The organism is Actinacidiphila sp. bgisy160 (assembly GCF_965342435.1).
In the GTDB taxonomy this organism is placed as follows: domain Bacteria; phylum Actinomycetota; class Actinomycetes; order Streptomycetales; family Streptomycetaceae; genus Actinacidiphila.
Genome location: NZ_CBDRCM010000004.1, coordinates 150,116 through 174,033 on the forward strand (window position 1 = coordinate 150,116; position 23,918 = coordinate 174,033).

Annotated in this window: 24 protein-coding genes, 1 pseudogene and 1 riboswitch; of the genes and pseudogenes, 15 read left to right on the forward strand and 10 right to left on the reverse strand. The window is 72.9% G+C overall.

Going from position 1 to position 23,918, the window contains the following annotated elements:
* The first annotated feature begins 157 nt into the window (after window positions 1-157).
* From ACRWNP_RS06320 to ACRWNP_RS06345, 6 genes and pseudogenes are all read left to right on the forward strand, one after another.
* Window positions 158-973 carry an ATP-binding cassette domain-containing protein gene (locus tag ACRWNP_RS06320; RefSeq protein WP_431959972.1) on the forward strand — a complete coding sequence of 272 codons (816 nt, stop codon included), beginning with the start codon at window positions 158-160 and terminating at the stop codon, window positions 971-973.
* A complete protein-coding gene (locus ACRWNP_RS06325) occupies window positions 945-3,059 on the forward strand; it encodes a YhgE/Pip family protein (protein ID WP_431959973.1) in 2,115 nt (704 codons plus the stop codon). The genes ACRWNP_RS06320 and ACRWNP_RS06325 overlap by 29 nt, the downstream gene beginning before the upstream one ends.
* A 43-nt stretch (window positions 3,060-3,102) precedes the next feature.
* Entirely contained in the window at window positions 3,103-3,714 is a 612-nt protein-coding gene (locus ACRWNP_RS06330) for a TetR/AcrR family transcriptional regulator (protein WP_431959974.1), read from the forward strand.
* A gap of 618 nt (window positions 3,715-4,332) precedes the next feature.
* Window positions 4,333-4,545: pseudogene (locus ACRWNP_RS06335) on the forward strand (IS200/IS605 family accessory protein TnpB-related protein); the annotation flags it as partial.
* A gap of 28 nt (window positions 4,546-4,573) precedes the next feature.
* Entirely contained in the window at window positions 4,574-5,188 is a 615-nt protein-coding gene (locus tag ACRWNP_RS06340; RefSeq protein ID WP_431959975.1) for a DUF4126 domain-containing protein, read from the forward strand.
* 10 nt (window positions 5,189-5,198) lie between these two features.
* Window positions 5,199-6,728, forward strand: coding sequence for a phytoene desaturase family protein (locus ACRWNP_RS06345; protein WP_431959976.1), 1,530 nt, complete (start codon window positions 5,199-5,201; stop codon window positions 6,726-6,728).
* 745 nt (window positions 6,729-7,473) lie between these two features.
* Here the strand turns inward: ACRWNP_RS06345 and ACRWNP_RS06350 are convergent.
* From ACRWNP_RS06350 to ACRWNP_RS06370, 5 genes are all read right to left on the reverse strand, one after another.
* Window positions 7,474-8,421, reverse strand: coding sequence for a hypothetical protein (locus tag ACRWNP_RS06350; protein ID WP_431959977.1), 948 nt, complete (start codon window positions 8,419-8,421; stop codon window positions 7,474-7,476).
* A gap of 56 nt (window positions 8,422-8,477) precedes the next feature.
* A complete protein-coding gene (gene metF / locus ACRWNP_RS06355) occupies window positions 8,478-9,395 on the reverse strand; it encodes a methylenetetrahydrofolate reductase [NAD(P)H] (RefSeq protein ID WP_431959978.1) in 918 nt (305 codons plus the stop codon).
* Window positions 9,396-9,532: 137 nt separating this feature from the next.
* A complete protein-coding gene (thiE, locus tag ACRWNP_RS06360; protein WP_431959979.1) occupies window positions 9,533-10,237 on the reverse strand; it encodes a thiamine phosphate synthase in 705 nt (234 codons plus the stop codon).
* Between the two features lie 46 nt (window positions 10,238-10,283).
* Entirely contained in the window at window positions 10,284-10,649 is a 366-nt protein-coding gene (locus tag ACRWNP_RS06365) for an Rv2175c family DNA-binding protein (protein ID WP_431959980.1), read from the reverse strand.
* Between the two features lie 100 nt (window positions 10,650-10,749).
* Window positions 10,750-11,955 (reverse strand): NAD(P)/FAD-dependent oxidoreductase, encoded by a 1,206-nt coding sequence (locus tag ACRWNP_RS06370; protein ID WP_431959981.1) that lies wholly within the window; start codon window positions 11,953-11,955, stop codon window positions 10,750-10,752.
* 81 nt (window positions 11,956-12,036) lie between these two features.
* Window positions 12,037-12,150, forward strand: a riboswitch (TPP riboswitch).
* Here ACRWNP_RS06370 and thiO point away from each other — a divergent pair.
* The 6 genes from thiO to ACRWNP_RS06400 all read left to right on the forward strand — a co-directional run bounded on the left by thiO (window position 12,147) and on the right by ACRWNP_RS06400 (window position 17,918).
* The gene (gene thiO / locus ACRWNP_RS06375; RefSeq protein ID WP_431959982.1) at window positions 12,147-13,295 is read left to right on the forward strand and encodes a glycine oxidase ThiO; all 1,149 of its coding nucleotides are present in this window, start codon (window positions 12,147-12,149) and stop codon (window positions 13,293-13,295) included. It overlaps the preceding riboswitch by 4 nt.
* Entirely contained in the window at window positions 13,292-13,510 is a 219-nt protein-coding gene (gene thiS / locus ACRWNP_RS06380; RefSeq protein ID WP_431959983.1) for a sulfur carrier protein ThiS, read from the forward strand. Before thiO ends, thiS begins: the two co-directional genes overlap by 4 nt.
* A gap of 4 nt (window positions 13,511-13,514) precedes the next feature.
* The gene (locus ACRWNP_RS06385) at window positions 13,515-14,318 is read left to right on the forward strand and encodes a thiazole synthase (protein ID WP_431959984.1); all 804 of its coding nucleotides are present in this window, start codon (window positions 13,515-13,517) and stop codon (window positions 14,316-14,318) included.
* Between the two features lie 187 nt (window positions 14,319-14,505).
* A complete protein-coding gene (gene pknB, locus ACRWNP_RS06390) occupies window positions 14,506-16,404 on the forward strand; it encodes a Stk1 family PASTA domain-containing Ser/Thr kinase (protein WP_431959985.1) in 1,899 nt (632 codons plus the stop codon).
* Window positions 16,392-17,294, forward strand: a complete 903-nt coding sequence (locus ACRWNP_RS06395) for a deoxyribonuclease IV (RefSeq protein ID WP_431959986.1) — start codon at window positions 16,392-16,394, stop codon at window positions 17,292-17,294. Before pknB ends, ACRWNP_RS06395 begins: the two co-directional genes overlap by 13 nt.
* 90 nt (window positions 17,295-17,384) lie before the next feature.
* Complete coding sequence (locus ACRWNP_RS06400) at window positions 17,385-17,918, forward strand: DUF4396 domain-containing protein (RefSeq protein ID WP_431959987.1); 534 nt, start codon at window positions 17,385-17,387, stop codon at window positions 17,916-17,918.
* A 34-nt stretch (window positions 17,919-17,952) separates the two neighbouring features.
* Here the strand turns inward: ACRWNP_RS06400 and ACRWNP_RS06405 are convergent, their stop codons facing one another.
* Window positions 17,953-18,567, reverse strand: a complete 615-nt coding sequence (locus tag ACRWNP_RS06405; RefSeq protein ID WP_431959988.1) for a sulfite oxidase-like oxidoreductase — start codon at window positions 18,565-18,567, stop codon at window positions 17,953-17,955.
* A 161-nt stretch (window positions 18,568-18,728) separates the two neighbouring features.
* Between ACRWNP_RS06405 and bfr the strand changes: the two genes are divergently transcribed.
* On the forward strand, window positions 18,729-19,208 hold the full coding sequence (gene bfr, locus ACRWNP_RS06410; protein WP_431959989.1) for a bacterioferritin: 480 nt from the start codon (window positions 18,729-18,731) through the stop codon (window positions 19,206-19,208).
* A gap of 26 nt (window positions 19,209-19,234) precedes the next feature.
* Here the strand turns inward: bfr and ACRWNP_RS06415 are convergent, their stop codons facing one another.
* Together ACRWNP_RS06415 and ACRWNP_RS06420 are read right to left on the reverse strand one after the other, a co-directional pair.
* Complete coding sequence (locus ACRWNP_RS06415; RefSeq protein ID WP_431959990.1) at window positions 19,235-19,543, reverse strand: (2Fe-2S)-binding protein; 309 nt, start codon at window positions 19,541-19,543, stop codon at window positions 19,235-19,237.
* Between the two features lie 136 nt (window positions 19,544-19,679).
* Window positions 19,680-21,029, reverse strand: coding sequence for a class II 3-deoxy-7-phosphoheptulonate synthase (locus tag ACRWNP_RS06420; protein ID WP_431959991.1), 1,350 nt, complete (start codon window positions 21,027-21,029; stop codon window positions 19,680-19,682).
* Window positions 21,030-21,309: 280 nt separating this feature from the next.
* Here ACRWNP_RS06420 and ACRWNP_RS06425 point away from each other — a divergent pair, with 280 nt between their 5' ends.
* The gene (locus ACRWNP_RS06425; protein WP_431959992.1) at window positions 21,310-21,828 is read left to right on the forward strand and encodes a hypothetical protein; all 519 of its coding nucleotides are present in this window, start codon (window positions 21,310-21,312) and stop codon (window positions 21,826-21,828) included.
* Here ACRWNP_RS06425 and ACRWNP_RS06430 read toward each other — a convergent pair.
* A complete protein-coding gene (locus ACRWNP_RS06430) occupies window positions 21,779-22,303 on the reverse strand; it encodes a DUF1772 domain-containing protein (RefSeq protein WP_431959993.1) in 525 nt (174 codons plus the stop codon). The genes ACRWNP_RS06425 and ACRWNP_RS06430 overlap by 50 nt on opposite strands.
* A gap of 252 nt (window positions 22,304-22,555) precedes the next feature.
* On the opposite strand from ACRWNP_RS06430, the gene erm reads away from it, so the two are divergent.
* The gene (gene erm / locus ACRWNP_RS06435) at window positions 22,556-23,308 is read left to right on the forward strand and encodes a 23S ribosomal RNA methyltransferase Erm (protein ID WP_431960040.1); all 753 of its coding nucleotides are present in this window, start codon (window positions 22,556-22,558) and stop codon (window positions 23,306-23,308) included.
* A gap of 22 nt (window positions 23,309-23,330) precedes the next feature.
* Here the strand turns inward: erm and ACRWNP_RS06440 are convergent, their stop codons facing one another.
* Window positions 23,331-23,915 carry a Uma2 family endonuclease gene (locus tag ACRWNP_RS06440; protein ID WP_431960041.1) on the reverse strand — a complete coding sequence of 195 codons (585 nt, stop codon included), beginning with the start codon at window positions 23,913-23,915 and terminating at the stop codon, window positions 23,331-23,333.
* Window positions 23,916-23,918 lie beyond the last annotated feature (3 nt).

A 23,918-nucleotide genomic window follows, 5' to 3' on the forward strand; every position in this document is an offset into this window, starting at 1 on the left:
CTTCCACCACTCATCGTGAGGCACACCTCTGACAATCACGCCGACCTGCACAAACGGGCGTGATGGCCGGACAACGTCTCCCGGGATTCGCGGGCCGCCGACCCTTGGGGTACAGTTTTTATACTGACTGGTCAGTGCAAAGAAAGGGGGCGGCCACGTGATCACCGCGGAGGGGTTCGGACTTCAGGGGTCCCCGGGCTGGGTGTTCCGCGACATCACCTTCACCGCGCCGGCGGGCAGTCTGATCGCCGTCGAGGGCGCCTCCGGCTCGGGCCGTACCTGCCTGCTGCTGTCGCTGACCGGGCGGATGCGCGCCACGGAGGGCCGGGCCGAGGTGGCCGGGCTCCGGCTGCCCGAACAGCTCGCCGCGGTCCGCCGCGTCGCCGCGCTCGGCCCCGTCACCGGGGTCGCGGAACTCGACCCGGCCCTCACCGTCGGCGAGCACCTGCGCGAACGCGTGCTGCTGCGGCGTCGGTTCGGTGGCTCGCTGCGCGAGCTGGTGCGGCCCGGCGGAACCGACGGGGCGCGCGTCGACGGGGCGCTGACGGCGGCCGGGCTGGACCTGTCGACACTGCCCAAGGGCGAACGCACCGCTGCCCGGGACCTGGAGCGGCTCGAGGCCCTGCGCCTGGGCACCGCTCTCGCGCTGCTGGCCCGGCCCGAGGTGCTGGCGGTGGACGACGCCGACCACAAACTCGCCCCGGCCGAACGCGAGCAGGCCTGGGCGATGCTGCGCGGCATCGCCGCGTGCGGCACGACCGTGCTGGCGGTGTGCACCGAGGCGCCGGAGGACGCCGTGGTGGTCCGCACCCGGGCGCCCGCGGCGGACAAGGACGCCGCCGCCGAGGTCGCCGCCGAGGCCTGTGACGAGGCCTGTGACGAGGCCTGCGACGAGGCTGACGCGAAGACGAACGACGAGAACACCGACGAGGAGGGGGCGGCCGATGCGCACGCCGAGGCTGGCAGCGCTTGAGCTGAGGAAGTTCGGCAGGGGACGTCTGCCACGGGCGGCCATGGTGTCGCTGCTGCTCCTGCCCCTGCTCTACGGCGCCCTGTACCTGTGGTCCTTCTGGGACCCCTACGGGCGGCTGGACAAGATCCCCGTCGCCCTGGTGAACTCCGACAAGGGCACCACCGTGGACGGGCGGCGGCTCGCCGCGGGCGACTCCATCGTCGACGGCCTGCGGGAGAGCGACACCTTCGACTGGCGCGAGACCAGCGCCGCCGAGGCCGCCAAGGGCGTCGAGGACGGCACCTACTACCTGTCGCTCACCATCCCGCGGGACTTCAGCGCTCGCGTCGCCTCGAGTTCCGGCGACCGACCCCGCACCAGCGCGCTCCAGGTGCGCACCAACGACGCCAACAACTACATCGTGGGGCAGATCTCCCGCACGGTCTTCTCCGAAGTTCGGTCCGCCGCGTCCACCAAGGCGTCGAGGGACTTCTACGACCGGATCTTCGTGGCCTTCTCCGACCTCCACGACGAGACGGTCGAGGCCGCCGACGGCGCCGACGACGTCACCAAGGGCGCGGGCACGGCGCGTACGGGCTCCAAGAAGCTCGGCGACGGCATCTCGACCGCCGAGGACGGCGCGCGGCGACTGGCCGGGGGCCTGCACACGGCGAAGAAGGGCAGCAGTTCGCTCGCCGGCGGGCTGGGAACGCTCGACACCGGCGCGGGCCAGGTCGCCGCGGGGACCCAGGCCCTGGCCGACGAGGTCAACGGCGCCTCGGACGAACTGACCTTCGTCAAGCAGCATGTCAAGGAGATCAACGCGGTGGCGCGGGTCGTCGCCCGCGGCTCGCAGGCCGCCCGCGACGGCATCGGCGACCTGCCGCGGCAGTCGGCGCGGGCGGCCCGGGACGCCGCAGCGGCAGCCGCCGCGGTCCACGACGCCTACGCCGGGCAGTGCCCCGTGGGCGGCGTCACCCCACAGTGCCGGACGCTGATGAAGGCCGTCGACGCCGCCGACGAGGTCGCGGGCGTGGCCGCCCGCCTCGACACCTATGTGCACGGGCACTCCGCCGCCCTCGACGGGCTCCGCGACGACCTCGGCACGCTGCACTCGGCCGCCGTGGAGCTGTCGGACCCGGCACTCGCCACGAAGCTGCAGAACGCCGTCGACGGTGTCAACCAGCTCAACGACGGCGCCCACAAGGTGGCGAAGGGCCTGCGATCGGCGTCGGCCGGCGCGGGCGCCCTCGACGCGGGGCTCCGGGACCTGGCTTCGGGAGCCGACACCCTGGTGGGCGGGATGTACCGGCTGTCGGACGGCAGCAACCAGCTGACGGCCGGCCTGACCCAACTCACCGACGGCAGCGGGCAGCTCGCCGACGGCCTGCACCACGGCGCGTCCCGGATCCCCGACTACGACGGCGAGGAGCGCGCCGGCCGCACCCAGGTGATGGCCGACCCGGTCCGGCTCGCCGCGCAGTCTGCGCACAAGGCGCCCAACTACGGGACGGGCTTCGCCCCCTACTTCATCCCGCTCTCGCTCTGGGTCGGCGCGATGGTCTCCTACATGCTGCTGCAGCCCCTGAACAGGCGTGCCATGGCCGCGGGCGCCCCCGCGTGGCGGATCGCGATGGCCGGGTGGCTGCCGGTGTTCACCATCGGCGTGCTGCAGACGCTGGCCCTGATGGCGGTGCTGCACTGGGCGATCGGCCTGCAGATGGTGCGGGCGGCCGGGACGGTCGGCTTCCTCGTGCTGGTGACCGCCTGCTTCGCCGCCATCGTGCAGTGGCTCAACGCCCGCTTCGGGCCGGCCGGACGCGTACTGGTGCTGGCACTGCTCATGCTGCAGCTCACCTCGGCGGGCGGCACCTACCCGGTGCAGACCAGCCCGGACTTCTTCAACGCGATCCACCCCTTCCTCCCCATGACCTACGTCGTCGAGGGGCTGCGCCACCTCATCACAGGCGGCGGGCTCGGGCCGGTGTGGCGGGCGGTGCTGGTGCTGCTCGCCTTCACCGCGGGCGCGCTGGCGCTCACCGCGGTGTCCGCCCGCCGCAAGCAGGTGTGGACGGTGGACCGGCTGCATCCGGAGCTTTCCCTGTGAGGCCGCGCGGATCCGGCCGCCCGGAGCGTAGAGAATCGTCGTCATGAACAGTGCACGACGGCAGGCCACCCGGCAGAAGCTCTTCCAGGCCGCGGTCACGCTCATCGCCGAGCAGGGTTTCTCCGCCACCACGGTCGACGAGATCGCCGAGCGCGCCGGGGTGGCCAAGGGCACCGTCTACTACAACTTCGCCAGCAAGAACGAGCTCTTCGAGGAGCTGCTGCGGCACGGCGTCGGCCTGCTGACGGCCTCCCTGCGGAAGGCGGGTGCCGACGTGACCGCCCGCGGCGGCAGCCACGTGGACGCGATCGACGCGATGATCCGGGCCGGGCTCGCCTTCATCGCCGAGTACCCGTCCTTCACGCAGCTGTACGTGGCCGAGCTGTGGCGGACCAACCGCGCCTGGCAGGACACGCTCATGGTGCTGCGCAAGGAGGCGGTCGCGGTCGTGGAACAGGCGTTGCGCGACGCGGTGGCGGCGGGCGAGCTCAGCGACGAGATCGACGTGCCGCTCACGGCGGCCGCGCTCTTCGGGATGGTGCTCGTCGCGGCGCTGGACTGGCTGTCCTTCCAGCCCGAGCGGTCGATCGACGACGTGCACGCGGCCCTGTCGCGGCTCCTGCAGGGACGGGTCGCGGGGCACGCCCGCGCCTGAACGCCGCACGACGGCGCGCCGCCCCGGCGCGGCCCGATCCCCCGTCGGGCCGTTCCGGGACGGCGCTCCGTGCACCCCCGCTCCGGCAAGGCGCGCGCCGTTCCGCCGCCCCGTGTCGGCGGTGCCGGTGCCGTGCCCTTCCGTTGCCTCCACCTTGGCGTCCGGGCCGGCCCGCGCTCATCCGCGCGGGTACTCAAGTGGGGGTCTGAGTACAGGTACTCATGACCGAGTCCTATCGCTCAAAGGCGGCGGCACTTTTCCGGGGGTTTTCGCCTGCTGGTCCTCGAGATCGAGTAAGTGAGGGTAACCATGTGTGAGTGAGTGTCGTTGTGAGAGTGTGAATCTGACGGAATGGGCGAAGACGCAGGGGTGCATCCGCAGACCGCGTATCGCTGGTTTCGTGAGGGGACGTTGCCGGTGCCGGCTCAGCGAGTCGGGCCGCGCACGATCCTGGTGAACATCGAGACCAACACCGCTCCGGAAGCGGTGGGCGGCCTGCGTCTGTATGCCCGCGTCTGCTCGCACGACCAGCGATCTGGAGCGGCAGTTGGTGCGGTTGTCCGCGTGGGCGGCCAGGGCGGGCGGCATGGTCGTCCGGGTCGAGTCCGAGATTGCGTCCGGCACGACCAGAGCGATCGTCGCGGGCATCGGACCGTCCAGGCCCGACCGGAGACTCCTGGGCGTGAGGGAACCCGCCCCCGCAACCCCGGACCGCGGACACGATCCGTGCCGCCGAACGCGGCGAGTACGCGGGCGACCAGGACACCCAAAACCGTTCGGGATGTCCTCAGCGACCAGGCACGGGTACAAGACTCGCTCCTGCTCACTGATCAGGAACGGTTCGGTAGCATCACCGCCCATGTCTGTACTTCCGCTCGTGTTCACCAGCGGCTGGGCGAGCGGGATCAACGCCTACGCCGTGGTCTTCCTGCTGGGCCTGATGGGCGTGACGGGCCTCAGCGACGAGGTGCCGCCGGCCCTGGAGCGCACCGACGTGCTGGTCGCCGCGGGGGTGCTGTTCCTCTGCGAGGCGGTCGCGGACAAGATCCCCTACGTCGACACCACCTGGGACGCGGTGCACACCGCGATCCGGCCGGTCGCCGGAGGCGTGGTGGCGGCCCTGCTGGCCGGGCAGGACGGCTCGCTGCCGCAGCTGGTGGCGGGCGCGGTCGGCGGGACGACGGCGCTGGTGAGCCACCTGGTGAAGGCCGGGATCCGGTTGGGGGTCAACACCTCGCCGGAACCCGCGAGCAACATCATGATCAGTCTCGCGGAGGACGTCGGTGTCGCCGCGATCGTCGTCTTCGCGCTGTTCCACCCGGTGGCGGCGGCGAGCATCGCGGCGGTGCTGCTCGTACTGGGCGTCGTCCTGGTGTTCTTCATACTGTCGCGCATCCGGCGCGCCTGGCAGCGCTGGACGGCCCGCAGGGAACGCCGCAAGGCCGGTCGCGGCGTTGTCGGTGGCTGGGGTTAGAGTCCCCTTCATGGCACGGATTGCGGTGATCGGCGCGGGGATGGGCGCCATGGCTGCCGCCGCCCGGCTCGCCACCGGCGGGCACCGGGTGGCGGTGTACGAGCGGACCGGCACCCACGGTGGCGGGGTGCGGCGGCTGGAGCGGGCGGGCTTCGGGTTCGACACCGGCCCGGGCCTGCTGCACCTGCCCGCGGTCTACCGCGACCTGTTCGTCAAGACCGGCAGGGAGAGCCTGGAGGGCAGCGTCACCCTGAGCCAGGTCGACCCGGCGAGCCGCCACGTCTTCTCCGACGGCACGTCCGTGTCGCTGCCCAACGCGTCACGCGGCGGAGTCGTCGCGGTGCTGGACGCGGCGCTCGGCGCCGGCGCGGGCGAGCGCTGGAGCGAGCTGCTGGTGCGGGCCCGGGAGGTCTGGGACGCCACGCGCCGCCCCCTGCTGGAGGACGCCCTCGCCCGGGATCCGGCCGCGCTCGGCCGCGATCCCTATCCGGCGCCTCCCGTGCGTCGGGGGCTGTTCCGGCGCGGTGCGCCCACCCTCGCCGACATCGCCCGGCGCGAACTGGACGACCCGCGGCTCGCCGCGCTCCTCGGCTCCTACGCCCTGGCGTACGGCTTCGACCCGCGCACCGCGCCCGGCAGCGCCACGGTGCTGCCGTACATGGAGCAGACCTTCGGCAGCTGGTACGTACGCGGCGGCATGCGGGCGCTCGCCGACGCCGTGCACGCCCGGTGCGTGGCGCGGAGGGTGGAGTTCCACCTCGGGGCCGAGGTTGCGGGGATCGTGGAGAAGGACGGCCGCGCGGCCGGGCTCGAACTCGCCGACGGCACAAGGGTGGAGGCCGACACCGTCGTCGCCGGTGCCGCCCCGTGGCTGCTGCCCCCACTGCTGTCGCACGGCGCCGGGGGCACCTGGCACGCCGACCGGATGTGGGACGGTGTCGGTCCCGGGCCCCGCTGCGAGGGCCCGGGGCGCCTCACGGTCTGCCTGGCGCTGCGCGGGGCCCGGCCCTCGGACGCCGTGCACCGTACGGTCGTCCACAGCGCGGACCCGGACGCCGAGGCGGCCGCCCTGGCGCACGGCGAGCTGTACGACCGCCCGACCGTCACGGTGCTGCGCCCCGACGACGACACCTTGCGGCCCGACGACGCCTCGGAGTCGGTCACCCTGAACGTCACGGTCCCGCCGCACGGCCCCTCGGGGGTGGACTGGCGGGCCCCGGGTCTGGCCGAGCGCGCCGCCGACGCGGTGCAGGCGGCCGCGGCCGCGGTGCTGCCCGGTCTGACGGACCGCCTGCTGTGGCGGGCCGTGCACACGCCCGCCGACACCGAGGAGGAGACGGGCACCCCGGGCGGCCGGCTCCCCCGCCCCGCCCTCGCCGGCGCGGACGGGGCGCATCTGCACCCCGGCAACCGGCTGCTCGTCCCCGGTCTGTATCTGGTGGGCGGCTGGTCCCACCCCGGTGGGGGCCTCGCCCACACCGGCATGTCCGGTGCCATCGCCGCCGACCTCATCATGGGCGGTCCGGGCGGCAGCCGCTGAGGCGCGCGCCGACGCCCGGACACCGGTGGCACCCCCTACGGTGATGCGATGGGCCGTCTGAACCACGACCGCCTGTGCTGCGGGATCGTCGCGCGGACCGGCTGCTGCGCTACGCCCTGGAGGGCGCGGACCTGACCTCCCCCGTACCCCCTGTCCCAGCTGGAACGCCGGCCAGTGGCTGCGGCATCCCGGGGGCGCCCAGCGCCGGGCCGAGGAGGTGGTGCGTGGCCCCGCGCCGGTGCCCGTGCCGGAGGGGAAGTTCCGCCTCCTCGCCCTGCTTGGACGACATGGACCCCGCCGTACTGGTTCCCCGGCTCACCGACGGCGCCGCCCGCCTCGCGGACACCCTGCGGGCTGCCGGGCCGGCCGCCCTGCCGTGGACGCCGGCTCGAACGGCACGGCGGCCTTCCACGCTCCCCCCCTCGACGAGTGGGTGGAACTCGCCTCGCTGCCGGTGCACTTGGGGCTCCATCCGTGGACGCGTGAACGGCTCGGCCCGGCCGCACCCGCCACCTCCACGCCACCGGCACCGCGCCGGCAGCGGCGGCCGCGCGGGTGGTCTGCTTGACCCGCGTGGTCATCATCTGGCGCCGCGCGCACGGAAGGCGGCCGTCGCGGTGCGCGGCCCGCCGCTCGAACTGCTGCCGCTGGTCCACCGGCGGCGGCCCCCGGTCCTCGGCGACGCCGGGCTGCCGGACTTCCGGCTGGAGTGGGTCGGCCTCGGCTGACGGGCGCGCCGCGGGCGCTAGTTGTAGCGGTAGGGGTCGTAGGGGTCGTACTGGCCCTGGCCCTGACCCTGCTGCTGGCCCTGTTGGTCGTAGGTGTTCTGCTGCTGCGGGATGTAGGGCTGCTGCTCCCCGCCCTGCTGCGGCACCCACACGCCGCCCGCCGGGGTGTCGTAGCCGTACTGCTGCTGCTGAGGGGCGCCCTGGCCCTGGTATGGGTCCTCGTAGCCGCCCGCGTAAGTGCCGTAGGCCGTCTGCTGCTGCTCCCAGCCACCGTTCTGCTGCTGTCCGTAGGCCTCGTACGAGGCGGCGGGCTGCTGTTGCTGCTGCTGCCCGCCGTTCCAGTCGCCGTAGCCTGTGGTGGCGTCGTAGTTCTGGTATCCGGCGCCGGCTCCGGCGTAGGGGTCCTGGGTGTAGTTCGGCTGTCCGTTGTACATCGGGTACTCGCCGCTGTCCTCGTGCATGGGCATGGGCTGGTACACCTGCGTGGAGTCCATCCCGGCGGGTGCCGCGGCGGCCGGGCCGCCGGTGGCGTAGCTGTCGTAGGACTGCCCGACGCCCACACCGGCCGGGGCCTCGTTGATGGGCTCCTCGTACGGCGTCGCCAGGTCGTCGGCCTGCGCCTCGTCGCGCTGCGCGTCCCGGCCCCGGCGGCCGGCGGCACGGCGCGGCAGCGGCGGCGCCTCCTCGTCGTCCTGGTCGGCGTCCTCCTTGGGGGACCGCAGGGCCCAACCCTCGACGAAGCCGCGGCGGTAGGAGAGCGTGACGAAGGTCTGGCCTGCGCCGAAGGCGACCGCGCCGACCACGATGACCAGCACCGAGGGCAGATTGACGCCCAGGACGACGCCAAGGAACCCCGCGAAGGCCAGCAGCCGCCACCTCAGCCGCGCCTTGTACTGCAGGAGCACTTCACCGAGCAGCCACAGCGCGACCACCCCGAAGGCGATGTAGAGCACTGTGTAGGCCATGAGCGCACTTCCTCACCGTTCACCGTCGTCGGCCCACAGGGGCGGCGGGTCCGCCCTCACGACCTCTGGTGCAGTCCCAGATTCTCGTAGATTTCCAACGACGCCGTGGAGTGATTAAGGGTAATGAAGTGCAGCCCCGGGATGTCCTCGGCCATCAGCCGCCGGCACATCTCCGTCGCGTACTCGACCCCGATCGCCCGCACCGCGGCCGGATCGTCCTTGACCGCGAGGATACGGTCCGCGAGCTCCTGCGGGAAAGGCGCGTTGCCGAGCTGGGCGAAGCGCTCGATCTGCTTCACGTTCGTGACCGGCATGATCTCGGGGATGATCGGGGTCTCGCAGCCCGCCTTGCCGACCCGGTCGCGCAGGCGGAGGTAGTCCTCGGCGTTGAAGAACATCTGGGTGATGGCGTAGTCGGCGCCCGCCCGGCACTTCTCGACGAAGTGACGCGTATCACTTTCCCAGTCGGTCGAGCGGGGGTGCATCTCCGTGAAGGCGGCGACCCCCACGCAGAAGTCGCCCGACTCCTTGATGAGCCGGACCAGTTCGTAGGCGTAGTCCACGCCCTCCGGGTGCCGCAGCCACTCCCCCATGGGGTCGCCGGGCGGGTCGCCGCGCAGCGCGAGCATGTTGCGGATGCCCGCGTCCGCGTACTGGCCGATGATGTTGCGCAGCTCGGCGATGGAGTGGTTGACCGCGGTCAGGTGGGCCACCGGGGTCAGCGTGGTGTCGGAGGCGATCCGCTCCGTCGCCCGGACCGTGCCCTCACGGGACTTGCCGCCCGCGCCATAGGTGACGGAGACGAAGGTCGGACCCACCGCCTCGATGCGGCGGATCGCGTTCCACAGGGTCCGCTCGCCCTTCTCGGTCCTCGGTGCCATGAACTCGAAGGAGTACGAGCGCTCGCCGGAGGCCAGCAGCTCACGAATGGTGACCGCGTGATCGGTCCTGGTGGAGGCGGTTCCGAGGGCCATGCGCCTCAGGCTAACGGCGAGGGCCGGACCGTCCCAACAGATGAGGCCCGAATGTCCACCCCTTGGACATCCCGCACTCGCGGCACGAGACGGCCCCGCGCGGGCCCCGCTGCGCGCCGAGCGGCGCGGGTCGTCGCTCAGGCCTCGTACGAGCGCACCCGCTTGGCCAGCTCGGCCGCCGCGGCACCCGGCTCGGCCGCCTCGGTGACGGCCCGCACCACCACGATCCGGCGGGCCCCGGCGTCGAGCACCTGATCCACGTTGGACAGGTCGATCCCGCCGATCGCGAACCACGGCCGGTCCGTGCCCAGGCCGGCCGCGTACCGCACCAGGCCGAGGCCCGGCGCGGGCCGGCCGGGCTTGGTCGGGGTGGGCCACACCGGCCCGGTGCAGAAGTAGTCCGCACCGGGCTCCACGGGCCCCTGGCCTTCGGCATGGGGGACCCCGGCCGCGGCTGCCGCCTCGGACTCGGAGTGGCAGGACCGCCCGATGATCACCTCGTCGCCGAGGATCGCGCGGGCGGCCGGCACGGGCAGGTCGCCCTGGCCCAGGTGGAGGATGTCCGCCGCGGCCGCGTGCGCCACGTCGGCGCGGTCGTTCACCGCGAGCAGCCGGCCGTGCCGTCCGCACTCCTCCGAGAGGACCGCGAGGTACTCCAGCTCCTCGCGGGCCTCCAGTCCCTTGTCGCGCAGCTGGATGACGTCGACCCCGGAGGCCAGCACGGCGTCCGCGAACGCCGCGAACTCCTTCAGGCCGCCGTGGCGCTTGCGCGCGTCGGTGCACAGGTAAAGCCGGGCGTCGGCGAGCTGGGCACGGCTGCTCGTGCTCGTACGCGTGCTCATACGGGAGGGTCCCCCTCGGTGGCTGCGGCGTTGGCGGGTCGTTCGGTCAGACGGCGAGCGCCTGGGCGCGGCGCTTCACCTCGGTGCCGCGGTTGTCCCGCAGCGCCTGGACGGGGGTGCCGGGCAGGCTCTCGTCCGGGGTGAACAGCCACTCCAGGGCCTCTTCGTCGCTGAACCCGTCGTCCTTGAGCAGGGTGAGGGTGCCCGCGAGGCCCTTGACGATCTTCTCCTCGCCGATGAAGTCGGCGGGAACCATGAGCACCCGGTTCTCACCGCGGCGTACGGCGATGAGCTGGCCCTCCTTGATGAGCTGGCGGACCCGGGTCACCTCCACGCCGAGGCGCTCGGCGACGTCGGGGACGTACAGCCAGGAGGGGATGAGGGAGTCAATCTTTGCGTCGATCTCGGTCACAGGACAAGCGTGCCATCCCGGACCGACACCATGGAACCGCTCACGCCACCCGTTGCTCCGTCCTGACGGGTCCGCCACGCCTCCGGCACCACCACGGGTGTCAGACGACCGCGGCCCGTAGCTGCACCGCAGGGTCGGTGGCCAGGGCACCGTCGAGGTGGGCGCCGCGCCCGATGAGCTTGCGGGCCTGCGCCAGGTCGCGGGGCCGGCCCACGGCGAACAGCGCGACCAACTGGCCGTCGCGCAGCCACAGCACCGACCAGGCGGGCCCGTCCGGGTCCCCGCGCAGCAGCATGCGGTCGCAGTCCCCGTGGTGCCCGGCGTACTGCACGAAGCGCCCGAACTGCTCCGACCAGAAGTAGGGGACGGGGTCGTAGGGCTCGTCGCCGCCCAGGATGTTCGCGGCGGCCGTGCGCGGTCCCTGCACGGCGTTGTCCCAGTGGTGGATCAGCAGCCGCTCCCCGTACCGCGCCGAGGGGAAGGAGGCGCAGTCCCCCACGGCGTACACGTCCGGCACCGAGGTGCGCAGCCGGTCGTCGGCGAGGACCGAGCGGTCCGGCCCCAGCTCGACGCCGGAACCGGCCAGCCACCCGGTGGCGGGCCGGGCGCCGATACCGATGACGACCGCCTCGGCGGCGAGCACGCTGCCGTCGGCCAGGCGCACCGCGCCCGGTTCGACGGAGGAGACCACCGCGCCGGTGCGCAGCTCCACGCCCTCCTCCGCGTACCAGCCGCGCATCCGTTCGGCGATGTGCTCGGGCAGCACCCCGGCGAGCGGATGGCCGGCGGCCTCGACGACGGTCACCTCGCACCCGGCGTGACGTGCCGCCGTGGCGAACTCCGCGCCGATCCAGCCCGCGCCGACCACCACGACCCGGCGCCGGCCCTCCAGCACCGGGCGCAGCGCGGTGGCGTCGTCCAGGGTCCGCAGCACATGCACCCCCGGCGTGCCCTCGCTGCCCGGCAGCATGAGGGGCTCGGCGCCGCTGGCCAGGACGAGCTTGTCGTAGCCGACCGGGCCGGCGTCGGTGTGGACCTGCCGCTCGCCGGGGCGCAGGGCGCTCGCGTGCCGCCCGAGCAGCAGTTCGACGCCGATGCCCGCGAAGTCGACGTCCAGCGCCGGGCCCTCCTCGGCGCCGAAGAGCACCCCCTTGGACAGCGGCGGCCGGTCGTAGGGGGCGTGCGGCTCCGCGCCGATCAGCGTGATCGCCCCGCCCCACCCCTGCTCGCGCAGGGACACGGCGGTCTGCACCCCGGCCATTCCTGCCCCTACGACGACGACGCGCTGTTCACTGCTGCTGGTCACGCGATCACGGTAACGCCGCGGGGCGTCGCCCGCCGGTACCCGTGCCCTACTCGCCGCGGACGGTGCGTACTAAGGTGGGCCGGGAACACTCGCGGGAGCCCGGCGCACCGGGCTGAGAGGGCGGCTGGAGCGGCCGCCGACCGTACGAACCTGATCCGGGTCATGCCGGCGAAGGGAGGAGCGGGAACATCATGCACCGTCATGACGTCGTCGTGGTCGGCGGCGGGATCATCGGACTGGTCACCGCGTGGCGGGCCGGCCTGCGCGGCCTGCGCACGGCGGTCGCGGACCCCGAACCGGGCGGCGGCGCAGCCCAGGTGGCCGCGGGGATGCTGGCCCCTGTCACCGAGGTGCAGTACGGCGAGCAGGCGCTGCTCGAGCTCAACCTCGCGGCGGCGCGCCGCTATCCGTCCTTCGTGGCCGAGCTGGAGGAGACCACCGGTCTCGGCCTCGGCTACCGCACCTGCGGCACCCTCGCCGTCGCCCTCGACGCCGACGACCGCGCACAGCTGCGCGAACTCCACGCCTTCCAGCAGTCCCTGGGCCTCGCCTCGGAGTGGCTCGGCGGCCGTGAGTGCCGCCGCCTGGAGCCGATGCTCTCCCCCGGCGTGCACGGCGGGCTGCGGGTCGACGGCGACCACCAGATCGACCCCCGGCGGCTGGCCGCGGCGCTGGTGCGCGCCTGCGAGCTGTCCGGGGTGGAGTTCCGGCGGTCGCGGGTGGCCCGGGTGGACGTCAGGGGCGACCGCGCCCACGGGGTGGTCCTGGAGGACGGCACCCGGGTCACCGCCGGGCAGGTGGTGCTGGCCGCCGGAAGCCTCAGCGGCCGCGTCGGGGGGCTGCCCGCACGGGCACTGCCGCCCGTACGGCCGGTGAAGGGGCAGGTGCTGCGGCTGCGGGTGCCCGCGGCGTACGCGCCGTTCCTGTCACGGACGGTTCGGGCCGTGGTGCGCGGCGGCCACGTCTACCTGGTGCCGCGCGAGAACGGCGAACTGGTCGTCGGCGCCACCAGCGAGGAGATGGGCTGGGACACCACCGTCACCGCCGGCGGGGTGTACGAACTGCTCCGCGACGCCCACGCATTGCTGCCCGGCATCACCGAACTCCCGCTGGCCGAGACGCGGGCGGGACTGCGTCCCGGCACGCCCGACAACGCCCCGCTGCTCGGCCGCGGCGCGCTGGACGGACTGGTGCTCGCCACCGGCCACCACCGCAACGGCGTCCTGCTGACCCCGCTGACCGGCGACGTGATGGCCGAGGTCCTCACCGGGTCGGAGGTCCCCGCACCGGCCCGGCCCTTCTCCCCCGACCGCTTCGCCCTCCAGGAGCAGCACGCATGACCGCGCCCCTCCTTCTGTCCGTCTCCGTCAACGGCGAGGCCCGGGAGGTCGCCGAGGGCGTCACCCTCGACCGCCTCGTCGCGACCCTGACCGCCGCTCCTTCCGGAGTGGCGGCCGCCCTCAACGAGACCGTCGTCCCCCGCGCCCAGTGGCAGGCGACCGCGCTCCGCGACGGCGACCGCGTCGAGGTGCTCACCGCGGTCCAGGGAGGCTGACCCCATGGCCGACGACCCGCTGACCATCGGCAATACCACCTTCGGCTCCCGGCTGATCATGGGCACGGGCGGTGCGCCCAGCCTGGAGATCATGGAGCAGGCGCTGCTCGCCTCCGGCACCGAGCTGACCACGGTCGCCATGCGGCGGCTGGACCCCACGGTCAAGGGCTCCGTGCTGTCCGTGCTCACCCGGCACGGCATCCGCGTACTGCCGAACACCGCCGGGTGCTACACCGCCGGCGAGGCCGTGCTCACCGCGCGCCTGGCACGCGAGGCGATCGGCACGGACTGGGTGAAGCTGGAGGTCATCGCCGACGAGCGCACCCTGCTGCCGGACCCGGTGGAGCTGCTGGACGCGGCGGAGACCCTCGTGGACGACGGCTTCACGGTGCTGCCCTACACCAGCGACGATCCGGTGCTCGCCCGGAAGCTGGAGGACGTGGGCTGTGCGGCGATCATGCCTCTGGGCTCGCCCATCGGATCGGGGCTCGGCATTCGCAACCCGCACAACTTCGAGCTGATCGTCGAGCGGGCGACCGTGCCGGTGATCCTGGACGCGGGGGCGGGGACGGCCTCGGACGCGGCCCTGGCGATGGAGCTGGGCTGCGCGGCCGTCATGCTGGCCTCCGCCGTCACACGGGCGAGGGAACCGGTGCTCATGGCGGAGGCCATGCGGCACGCCGTCGAGGCCGGGCGCCTGGCGTACCGGGCGGGGCGTATCCCCCGCCGCCACCACGCGACCGCGTCCTCCCCCGCTGTGGGTCTCGCCACGTTCGACCCCGAACGCCCCGCCTTCGGCGCCTCCTGACGAGCGGCCCGGCGTACGGCGGCGACCTGCGCGGGACCGCCCCGGAACCGCGGCGGGGCGGGGCAGTACCCGCCAGGGACACCGCCACCGCGCCGGGTCACGGGGCGGTTGCGGTACCGCACGGGTGGGGTACAACCTGCGCGGGTTAGCCCAGAAGGGTCATGTCGGCACCGTAAACTGCACCTTCGTGGACAGGACGCTTCAGGACCCGCTGGTCGGGCAGACGCTCGACGGCCGCTACCGGGTGGAGTCCCGGATCGCGGTCGGCGGCATGGCGACGGTGTACCGGGCACTGGACATCCGCCTGGACCGGGTGCTGGCCCTGAAGGTCATGCACCCCGCCCTCTTGGCCGAGCCCGGCTTCGTGGAGCGCTTCATCCGCGAGGCGAAGACGGTGGCACGCCTCGACCACCCCAACGTGGTGCAGGTCTACGACCAGGGCACCGACGGCACCTACGTGTACCTGGCCATGGAGTACATCGCGGGCTGCACCCTCCGCGACGTGCTGCGCGACCGCGGCGCCCTGCCGCCGCGCGCCGCGCTGGACATCCTGGAGCCCGTGCTGGCCGCGCTCGGCGCGGCGCACCGGGCAGGGCTGGTGCACCGCGACATGAAGCCGGAGAACGTCCTCATAGGGGACGACGGCCGGGTCAAGGTGGCGGACTTCGGCCTGGTCAGGGTCGCGGGCACCCACACCGACACCTCCGCGAGCGGCGTCCTCGGCACGGTCTCGTACATGGCGCCGGAGCAGGTCGAGAACCTCACGGCCGACGAGCGCACCGATGTGTACGCCTGCGGAGTGCTGCTCTACGAGATGCTCACCGGCCGCAAGCCGCACAGCGGCCGGACCCCGGTGCAGGTGATCCACCAGCTCGTGAACGAGGACGTGCCCGCCCCCTCCGCGGCCTCCCCCGGGCTGCCCCCGCAACTGGACGCGCTGGTCGCCGAGGCGACCGCGCGCGTCGCCGCCCGGCGTCCGGCCGACGCCGCGGAGCTGCTGCGGCGGCTGCACGCGGTGCGCCGGCTCATGACACCGGAGCAGATCGACCTGGTGCCGCCGGCCGCGCGGATCCCCGCGCCGGGTCCCGCGGCACCGGCCGGCTCCGAGGAGCCGACGACGGTGGTGCACCGCACCGCGCGGCTGGAGCTGCCGCCCGAGCCGACCCGGCACCAACCCCGGACGGTCGCCGGGCCGGGGGCCCGGCGCCGCCGGCGTCCCGGGGTGATCGCCCTGGTGACGGCCCTGCTGCTGATCGTCGGCGTCGGCGCGGGCGTCTGGTACATCAACGACGGCCAGTTCACCAGGACGCCCGCCGTCGTCGGGCTGCCGCAGGCGCAGGCGGAGCGCCAGTTGCGCGACGCCGGGCTGCGGGTCGAGGTCGTCGAGGCGTTCGACCCGACCATGACCAAGGGCAAGGTGGCCTCCACCGACCCGGGCACCGGCGAGCGCATCCGGGACAACGGCACGGTGACGATCACCGTGTCCAAGGGCCCGGAGCGGGTGAAGGTCCCCGGCGTCGTGGGCGAGGAGCTGGCGGAGGCGAGGCGGCGTCTGAAGGCCGCGGGCCTGAGCCCGGGGACCGTGACCCGGGAGTTCAGCGACGAGATTCCGCAGGGCCGGGTGATCTCCACCGACCCCGGTTCGGGAGCGAGCCGGCGGCCGGACTCGGCCGTGTCGCTGGTGGTGAGCAAGGGCGTGCCCGTCGACGCCCCCGACGTGATCGGGCAGCCGCTGGAGGACGCCCGCCGGCAGCTGGAGGACGCCGGGCTGCGGGTGAAGGTCGACCCGCGGCGGGTCTACTCCGACCAGGCGGACGAGGGCGCCGTCGCCGGGCAGACGCCCGGCCCCAACACGCGGCTGGCGGGCGGGGACACGGTCACGCTGAAGGTCTCCAAGGGCCAGCAGATGGTCGAGGTCCCGGACGTGGAAGGCTTGGCCGTCGACGAGGCGAAGGCGAAGCTGGAGGCCGCGGGCTTCGACGTCCGCGTGATCCAGTTCTTCTTCACCGGTCAGGTCAACAACCAGTCGCCGGCCGGCGGCACCGAGGCACCGAAGGGCAGCACGATCACACTGTGGGTGCGATAGCCACCTCCGACGGCGGTGCCGTGGCGCTCCGCAACCCCGTCGGCGCTCATGTCGCCGTGGCCGGGGGCCTGGCGACCACCGGGCTGGCGGAGGCCGCGCGGATGGGCGCCGAGACCGTGCAGGTCTTCGTCGCCAACCCGCGCGGGTGGGCGACCCCGCCCGGCAGTCCGCGGCAGGACGAGGAGTTCCGCGAGCGCTGCGCCGCTCAGGGCGTCCCCGCGTACGTCCACGCGCCGTACCTGATCAACTTCGGCTCGCACACCGCAGCGACCGTCGATCACTCGGTGGACTCCCTGCGCCACTCGCTGCGCCGCGGGCGGGCGATCGGCGCACTCGGCACCGTCGTGCACACCGGGTCGGCGACCGGCGGCCGTTCCCGGGCCACGGCGCTGGCGCAGGTACGGGAGCGGATGCTGCCGCTGCTGGAGGAGCTGACGCGCGACGACGACCCGTGGCTGCTGCTGGAGCCGACCGCGGGGCAGGGGTTCTCGCTCTGCTCGCTGGTGGAGGACCTGGGCCCGTACTTCGACGCCCTGGACCACCATCCGCTGCTGGGGGTCTGCCTGGACACCTGCCATGTGTTCGCGGCCGGGCACGACCTCGCGGCGGCGGGCGGGGTCAAGGCCGTGCTGGACGAGCTGGTGGCGACGGTCGGCGAGGGGCGGCTGAAGCTGATCCACGCCAACGACTCCAAGGACGTCGCCGGCGCCCACAAGGACCGCCACGAGAACATCGGCGCCGGTCACATCGGTGCCGCCGCCTTCGGGGAACTGTTCCGGCACCCCGCCACGCGGGGCGTGCCGCTGATCGTGGAGACGCCGAACGGCGGCCCCAAGGGCACCGGGATGGCGACGGACGTGGCCGTGCTGAAGTCGCTGCGCCCGGCCTGACCGGACCACCGGGGAATACCCCAGGGGGGTATACGGTTGGGCCGGAAGCACCGCACGACGACACCCGCACTCATCCCTGGGGGACGAAGGATGCAGCACGTCGAACACTCCCACCATGAACAGCACGCGCAGCACGAAGCCGCGCACCACGGGCACCACCAGGCCACGCGCCACGAGCACCACTCCGGCCCGGCCTCCTGGGGTACCGCCGTCCAGGCCACGCTGCACTGCCTCACCGGCTGTGCGATCGGCGAGGTCCTCGGCATGGCGATCGGCACGGCCCTCGGCTGGCACAACGTCCCGACGATGGTCCTGGCGATCGTGCTGGCCTTCGCCTTCGGCTACTCGCTCACCATGCGCGGCGTCCTGCGGGCCGGCCTGGACCTGCGCAGCGCGGTGCGGGTGGCGCTAGCCGCCGACACCGTCTCGATCGTCTTCATGGAACTCGCGGACAACGGGACGATTTTGCTCTTCCCGGGCGCGATGGACGCGACGCTGTCGGAAGGGCTGTTCTGGTTCAGCCTCGCGCTGGCCTTCGCGGTCGCCTTCCTGGTGACCACACCCGTCAACAAGTGGATGATCGGCCGCGGCAAGGGCCACGCGGTCGTCCACCGGTACCACTGATCCGGCGGCGGGAGCCCGGCGGCAACGGCTACGGCTACAACTCCGGGCCGTCGCCGGGCTCCTCCTGGTAGGAGTAGCGCTGCTCGGTCCACGGGTCGCCGAGGTTGTGGTAGCCGCGCTCCTCCCAGAAGCCGCGGCGGTCGGACGTCATGTACTCCACGCCGCGCACCCACTTGGGGCCCTTCCAGGCGTAGAGGTGGGGCACGATCAGCCGGACCGGGAAGCCGTGCTCCGCGGTCAGCGGCTCGCCGCCGCGATGGGTCGCGAATATCGACTTGGGGTCGGCGAAGTCCGCCAGCCGCAGGTTGGAACTGAAGCCGTACTCGGCCCACACCATGACGTGCGTGACGTCCGGCGCGGGCGGCGCCAGCCGCAGGATCTCGGCGGCGCGGACACCGCCCCACTCGACTCCGAGCATGCTGAACTTGGTCACACAGTGGAAGTCACCCATGACCGTGGTGTAGGGCAGCGCCGTGAACTCCTCATGGCCCCAGGCGACCTTGCCGCCGTCCGCCGTGGCGCCGAAGACCTGGAACTCCCACCGTTCGGGCTTGAACCTGGGTACCGGACCGTAGTGGGTGACCGGCCAGCCCCGCTGAAGCCGCTGTCCGGGAGGAAGCTCCCCTTCGCGGCGTTCGGACTGACCCATGCGTCCATGGTGACAGACCGGACGCAGTGCTACCGACCAGCACCCGGGCAAAGTACGGCAACCCGGGCCGGCGGAGTAAGCGTGGGCTTACTGGATCGCTTCCACCGGCGGTGCGAAGATGCGCCCATCGTGTGGATTCCTCCCGAAAGGACGGGCTTGCCATGCAGGGCGACCCCGAGGTCATCGAGTTCCTGAACGAGCAGCTGACGGGCGAGCTGACGGCGATCAACCAGTACTTCCTGCACGCCAAGATGCAGGAGAACCTCGGCTGGACGAAGCTCGCCCAGTACACCCGGCACGAGTCCTTCGACGAGATGAAGCACGCCGAGGTGCTGACCGACCGCATCCTCTTCCTCGAGGGGCTGCCGAACTACCAGCGGCTCTTCCATGTCCGAGTGGGTCAGACCGTCACCGAGATGTTCCAGGCCGACCGCCAGGTCGAGGTCGAGGCGATCGACCGCCTCCGGCGCGGCATCGAGGTCATGCGGGCCAAGGGCGACATCACCTCGGCCAACATCTTCGAGGACATCCTCGCCGACGAGGAGCACCACATCGACTACCTGGACACCCAGCTCGAGCTCATCGAGAAGCTCGGGGAGCCGCTGTACATCGCGCAGGTGATCGAGCAGCCCGACAGCTGAACGTCGGACGGCCGGGCCGGAGTCGCTCAGGCGGCGCCGGCTGCCGCGGGCAGCGGTGCCGTGGCCGGCACCGGCAGCGCCGACGGGGCCGGCAGGGTGGCCGGCGCGGGGACGGCGACGGGCGCGACGGATGTCCCGGGCTTCGCCGTGTCGAGCTTCGTACGGGTGGCACAGCCCTCGCCCCGGCCGAGAAGCGCCTGTATCCGGCGCACGCAGGAACCACAGTCCGTGCCCGCCTTGCAGGCGGAGGCGATCTGGCGAGGGGTGCAGCGGCCGGCGTCCGCATGCTGCTTGACCTGCTCTTCGGTGATGCCGAAGCACGAGCAGACGTACACGCGGTTCCCCTCTCTCCGATCCCGACCTGATGAGGCAAACCTAACCTTACCCGCCGGGCGAGTGGCTGGAAACCGACGAGGGGCGCGGATCGATGTGATCCGCGCCCCTCCGAGCGTCCTTGGCGAACGGCCGCGGCTACTGGCCGCGGTACATCTCCGCCACCAGGAAGGCCAGGTCGAGGGACTGGCTGCGGTTGAGCCGCGGGTCGCAGGCCGTCTCGTAGCGCTGGTGCAGGTCGTCGACGAAGATCTCGTCGCCGCCGCCCACGCACTCGGTCACGTCGTCGCCGGTGAGCTCCACATGGATGCCGCCGGGGTGGGTGCCGAGGCCGTGGTGCACCTCGAAGAAGCCCTTGACCTCGTCGAGCACGTCATCGAAGCGGCGCGTCTTGTGGCCCGAGGCCGCCTCGAAGGTGTTGCCGTGCATCGGGTCGCACACCCAGGCGACCTGCGCGCCCGAGGCGGTGACCTTCTCCACCAGGTTCGGCAGCAGCTCGCGGACCTTGCCGGCGCCCATGCGCGTGATGAAGGTCAGGCGGCCGGGCTCGCGGTCCGGGTCCAGCCGGTCGATCAGCGCCAGCGCTTCCTCGGGCGTGGTCGTCGGGCCGAGCTTCACACCGAGCGGGTTGCGGATCCTCGAGGCGAACTCGACGTGCGCGTGGTCGAGCTGACGGGTGCGCTCACCGATCCAGACCATGTGCCCGGACACGTCGTACAGCCGACCGGTGCGCGAGTCCACGCGGGTGAGCGCCGACTCGTAGTCGAGCAGGAGCGCCTCGTGCGAGGCGTAGAACTCGACGGTCTTGAACTCCTCCGGGTCCGCGCCGCAGGCGTGCATGAAGTTCAGCGCGCCGTCGATCTCCCGGGCAAGGGCCTCGTATCGCTGCCCGGACGGCGAGGACCGCACGAAGTCCTGGTTCCAGGCGTGCACCTGCCGCAGGTCGGCGTAACCGCCGGTGGTGAAGGCCCGTACGAGGTTGAGCGTCGCGGCGGACGCGTTGTACATGCGCTTGAGCCGCTCCGGGTCCGGCACACGGGCCGCCTCGGTGAACTCGAAGCCGTTGACCGAGTCACCGCGGTAGGTGGGGAGGGTCACCCCGTCCCGGGTCTCCGTCGGCTTCGAACGCGGCTTGCTGTACTGACCGGCGATCCGGCCCACCTTCACGACCGGCACGGACGCGGCGTAGGTGAGGACGGCGCCCATCTGCAGCAGCGTCTTCAGCTTGCTGCGGATCTGGTCGGCCCCGATCTGGTCGAAGGCCTCCGCGCAGTCCCCGCCCTGCAGCAGGAACGCCTCACCACGGGCCACGGCCCCCAGGCGGTCGCGCAGCTGGTCGCACTCGCCTGCGAAGACGAGCGGCGGATACGACTCGAGGTCCGCGATCACTTCGCGCAGAGCCTCGGGGTCGGGGTACTCAGGCTGCTGCGCCGCGGGCAGTGAGCGCCAGGTCTGGCGCCCGGCGTGGGTTTCAGCGTTCACGGTCACAAAGCCCACATTACGTGGTCGTGTCCGTTCCTTTGCGCATCGGACCAGAGGATGAGACGACGGGGTGAACCGCGCGGATCCCTTTTCGAGGCGCCCGGAGCGGCTCGACGGCCCGGGAGGGGCGCGCCCGCCCGGCCCGTGCACCGGCGCAACCCGGCGCGCGGCAACGGCGCGTCCGGCCCGCCCCCAGCCGCGGAGTCCACCCAGTGAGACGACCCTCAGCCGGGACATACGCTCGGCGCACCCCACGCCGAAGCCGGGACAGAAGGGGGCCGCCGCCATGCCGACGCCGTCCGGGACGTTCACCTACGTGGCACCGGACGACATCCGCGCCGCCGTCGTCCGGCCGGGCGCGGCGGGCCGGGCCGTGCGGTCGCCGGACGACTTCCGGGAGTGGCTGGAGGGCACCGGCACTGCCGAACGCGAGGAGCCCTTCACCTACGTAGTCGGCCCCGGCAGCACGCTCCTGCTGGCACCGCGCCGCAGCGAGCCCGTGGCGTGCGCCGGGGCCGGGCCCGTGCTCGCCGCCGGGGAGATCGCGTTCGCCGTACGGGAGGACGGCGGGTGGGAGGTGAGCGAGGTCGGCAATCAGTCGACCGGCTACTGCCCCGACCCCGAAGCGTCCTGGCCGGCCCTGGCGGCTGCCCTCGACCGCGCCGGGCTCGCCCGCCCCGGGTGGTTCACGCAGGCGGTCGTCTTCCGGCACTGCCCCCGCTGCGGCGAGCGCAGCCTCGTCAAGGACGGCGACTTCACATGTGCCCTGCGCGACGCGCCGCTTCCGCGGCGACCCGGCCGCTGAGGACGAGCGCCCAGCTCAGGCAGCCCAGCGCACCCGTGCACAGGAGCGTGCGCACCAGGTTCCAGCGGACCCAGGCCGCCTCGAACCGCTCGCGCACGGCGGCGATGTCTGCGAGGCGTGCGGGGTCGCCCGCCGCGTCCAGCCGGTCGTTCAGCGGAATGCTGACGCCGAAGGTGACGACGAGCACCGCCAGGTAGAGCACGATCGCGGCGATCACCCAAGGGAGCGGGCCGCGCTCGCCGTCGCGCGGGCAGAGCGCCACCGCGGCGGCGCACAGCAGCAGCGAACCACCGAAGGCCAGCAGGAACCAGCCGTTCTGGATGGCGACGTTGATGCGCTGCATCGCGTCGACGAGCGTGCGGTCGGCCGCCCTGGCCAGACCCGGCATGACGGCGACGGAGAAGGCGAAGAAGAGCCCGGCCATGAGGCCGACGGCGACGGTGGCCGCGACGAGGACGGCGTCTCGGGAAGTCATGCGCCCAGTGAAGCCACGCCCGGTGAGACGGAACATGGCCCGGACGCTCGACCCCATGCGCGAGCGTCCACGCGGACCCCTGGAAAACCAGATGCGGCACCGGCAGGGAGCGGGATACCGTGCGGCACATGGGTTGCACCTACTGCATCAGGCTGCGCCGGGCATAGCCGCGGCGCTCTTCGCCGCGGCATCGGGTCCACCGTCGGAACCTCTTATGTCGCGGAGTGCACACCCATGCCTCACCACCGGTCCATGGTGGGTGGCCGGCACGAGCTCGGCCAGAACTTCCTCACCGACCGCACCGTCATCGCCTCCATCGAGGCCCTCGTCGCCGCCACCAGCGGGCCCATCGTCGAGATCGGCCCCGGCGACGGGGCGCTGACCCTGCCCCTCAGCCGCACCGGCCGTCCCCTCACGGCCGTCGAGACCGACCCCCGGCGCGCACAGCGCCTGCAGCGGCGGCTCCCGCGCGGCACGCACGTCGTCAACACCGATGTCCTGCGCTACCGCTTCCCGCGCGAGCCGCACGTGATCGTCGGCAACCTGCCCTTCCACCTGACGACCACCATCATGCGGCGGATCCTCGCCGCCGACCGGTGGGAGTCCGCGGTGCTGCTCGTCCAGTGGGAGGTCGCCCGCCGCCGGGCCGGCGTCGGCGGCGCCAGCATGCTCACCGCCTCCTGGTGGCCCTGGTACGACTTCACCCTCCACTCCCGCGTCCCCGCGCGCGCCTTCCGCCCGGCGCCCTCGGTCGACGGCGGCCTGCTCAGCATGGGCCGGCGCCCGGAGCCACTCGTCCCGGGCGACCGGCGCGCCTACCAGGCCTTCGTCCAGCGGGTGTTCACCGGCCCGGGCCGCGGTCTGCGCGAAGTCCTCACCCGCACCGGCCACTTCGACCGGGCGGCGCTGCGCGACTGGCTCCGCGCCGAGCGCGTCCCCCCGTACGCCCTCCCCAAGGACCTCTCGGCCGAGCAGTGGGCGTCCCTGTGGCGACTGGTGCGGTGAGCCAACCCGGCGGGAGGGGCGGCTACAGCCGTTCGATCCCGCCGAGGTCGATGTCCACGGCGAACGGCACGGACACCTTGAGACGTTCGTGGTGGATGCCGGTGGCGACGTAGGTCCCGGTGGCCGGCTCCCGTTCGAAGACGTAGACGACGGGGAGCCGGCCCTCGCCCTTCTCGACCCGCCAGAAGTGCGGGATGCCCGCCTCGGCGTACAACTGCGGCTTGCGCTTGCGGTCCCGTTCCTCGGAGTCCGGCGAGACGACCTCGACGACCAGCACGGCGTCGGCCGCCTGGTACCCCGTCTCGTCGGCCCCGTCGCTCGCGGCCTCGGCCCGCACCAGGACGAGGTCCGGCTCGGGCCGGTTGCGCCGGTTCAGGACGACGCTCATCTCCCGCCGCACCCGCAGGGTCTCGGGGGCCGCCGCCCGCAGGCCCTGCTCCAGCAGGTACATGGCCAGCGAGTGGAAACTCTTCTGCGGGCTCACGAAAACCAGGCTCCCGTCGATCAACTCCGTGTGCGGCGGGAGGTCGGGAATGCGGTCCAGGTCGTCCGAGGTGAAGCCGCCACGCGGCGGAATCGCCCAGGCCGGCAGCGGTTCGGCGGTCATGGT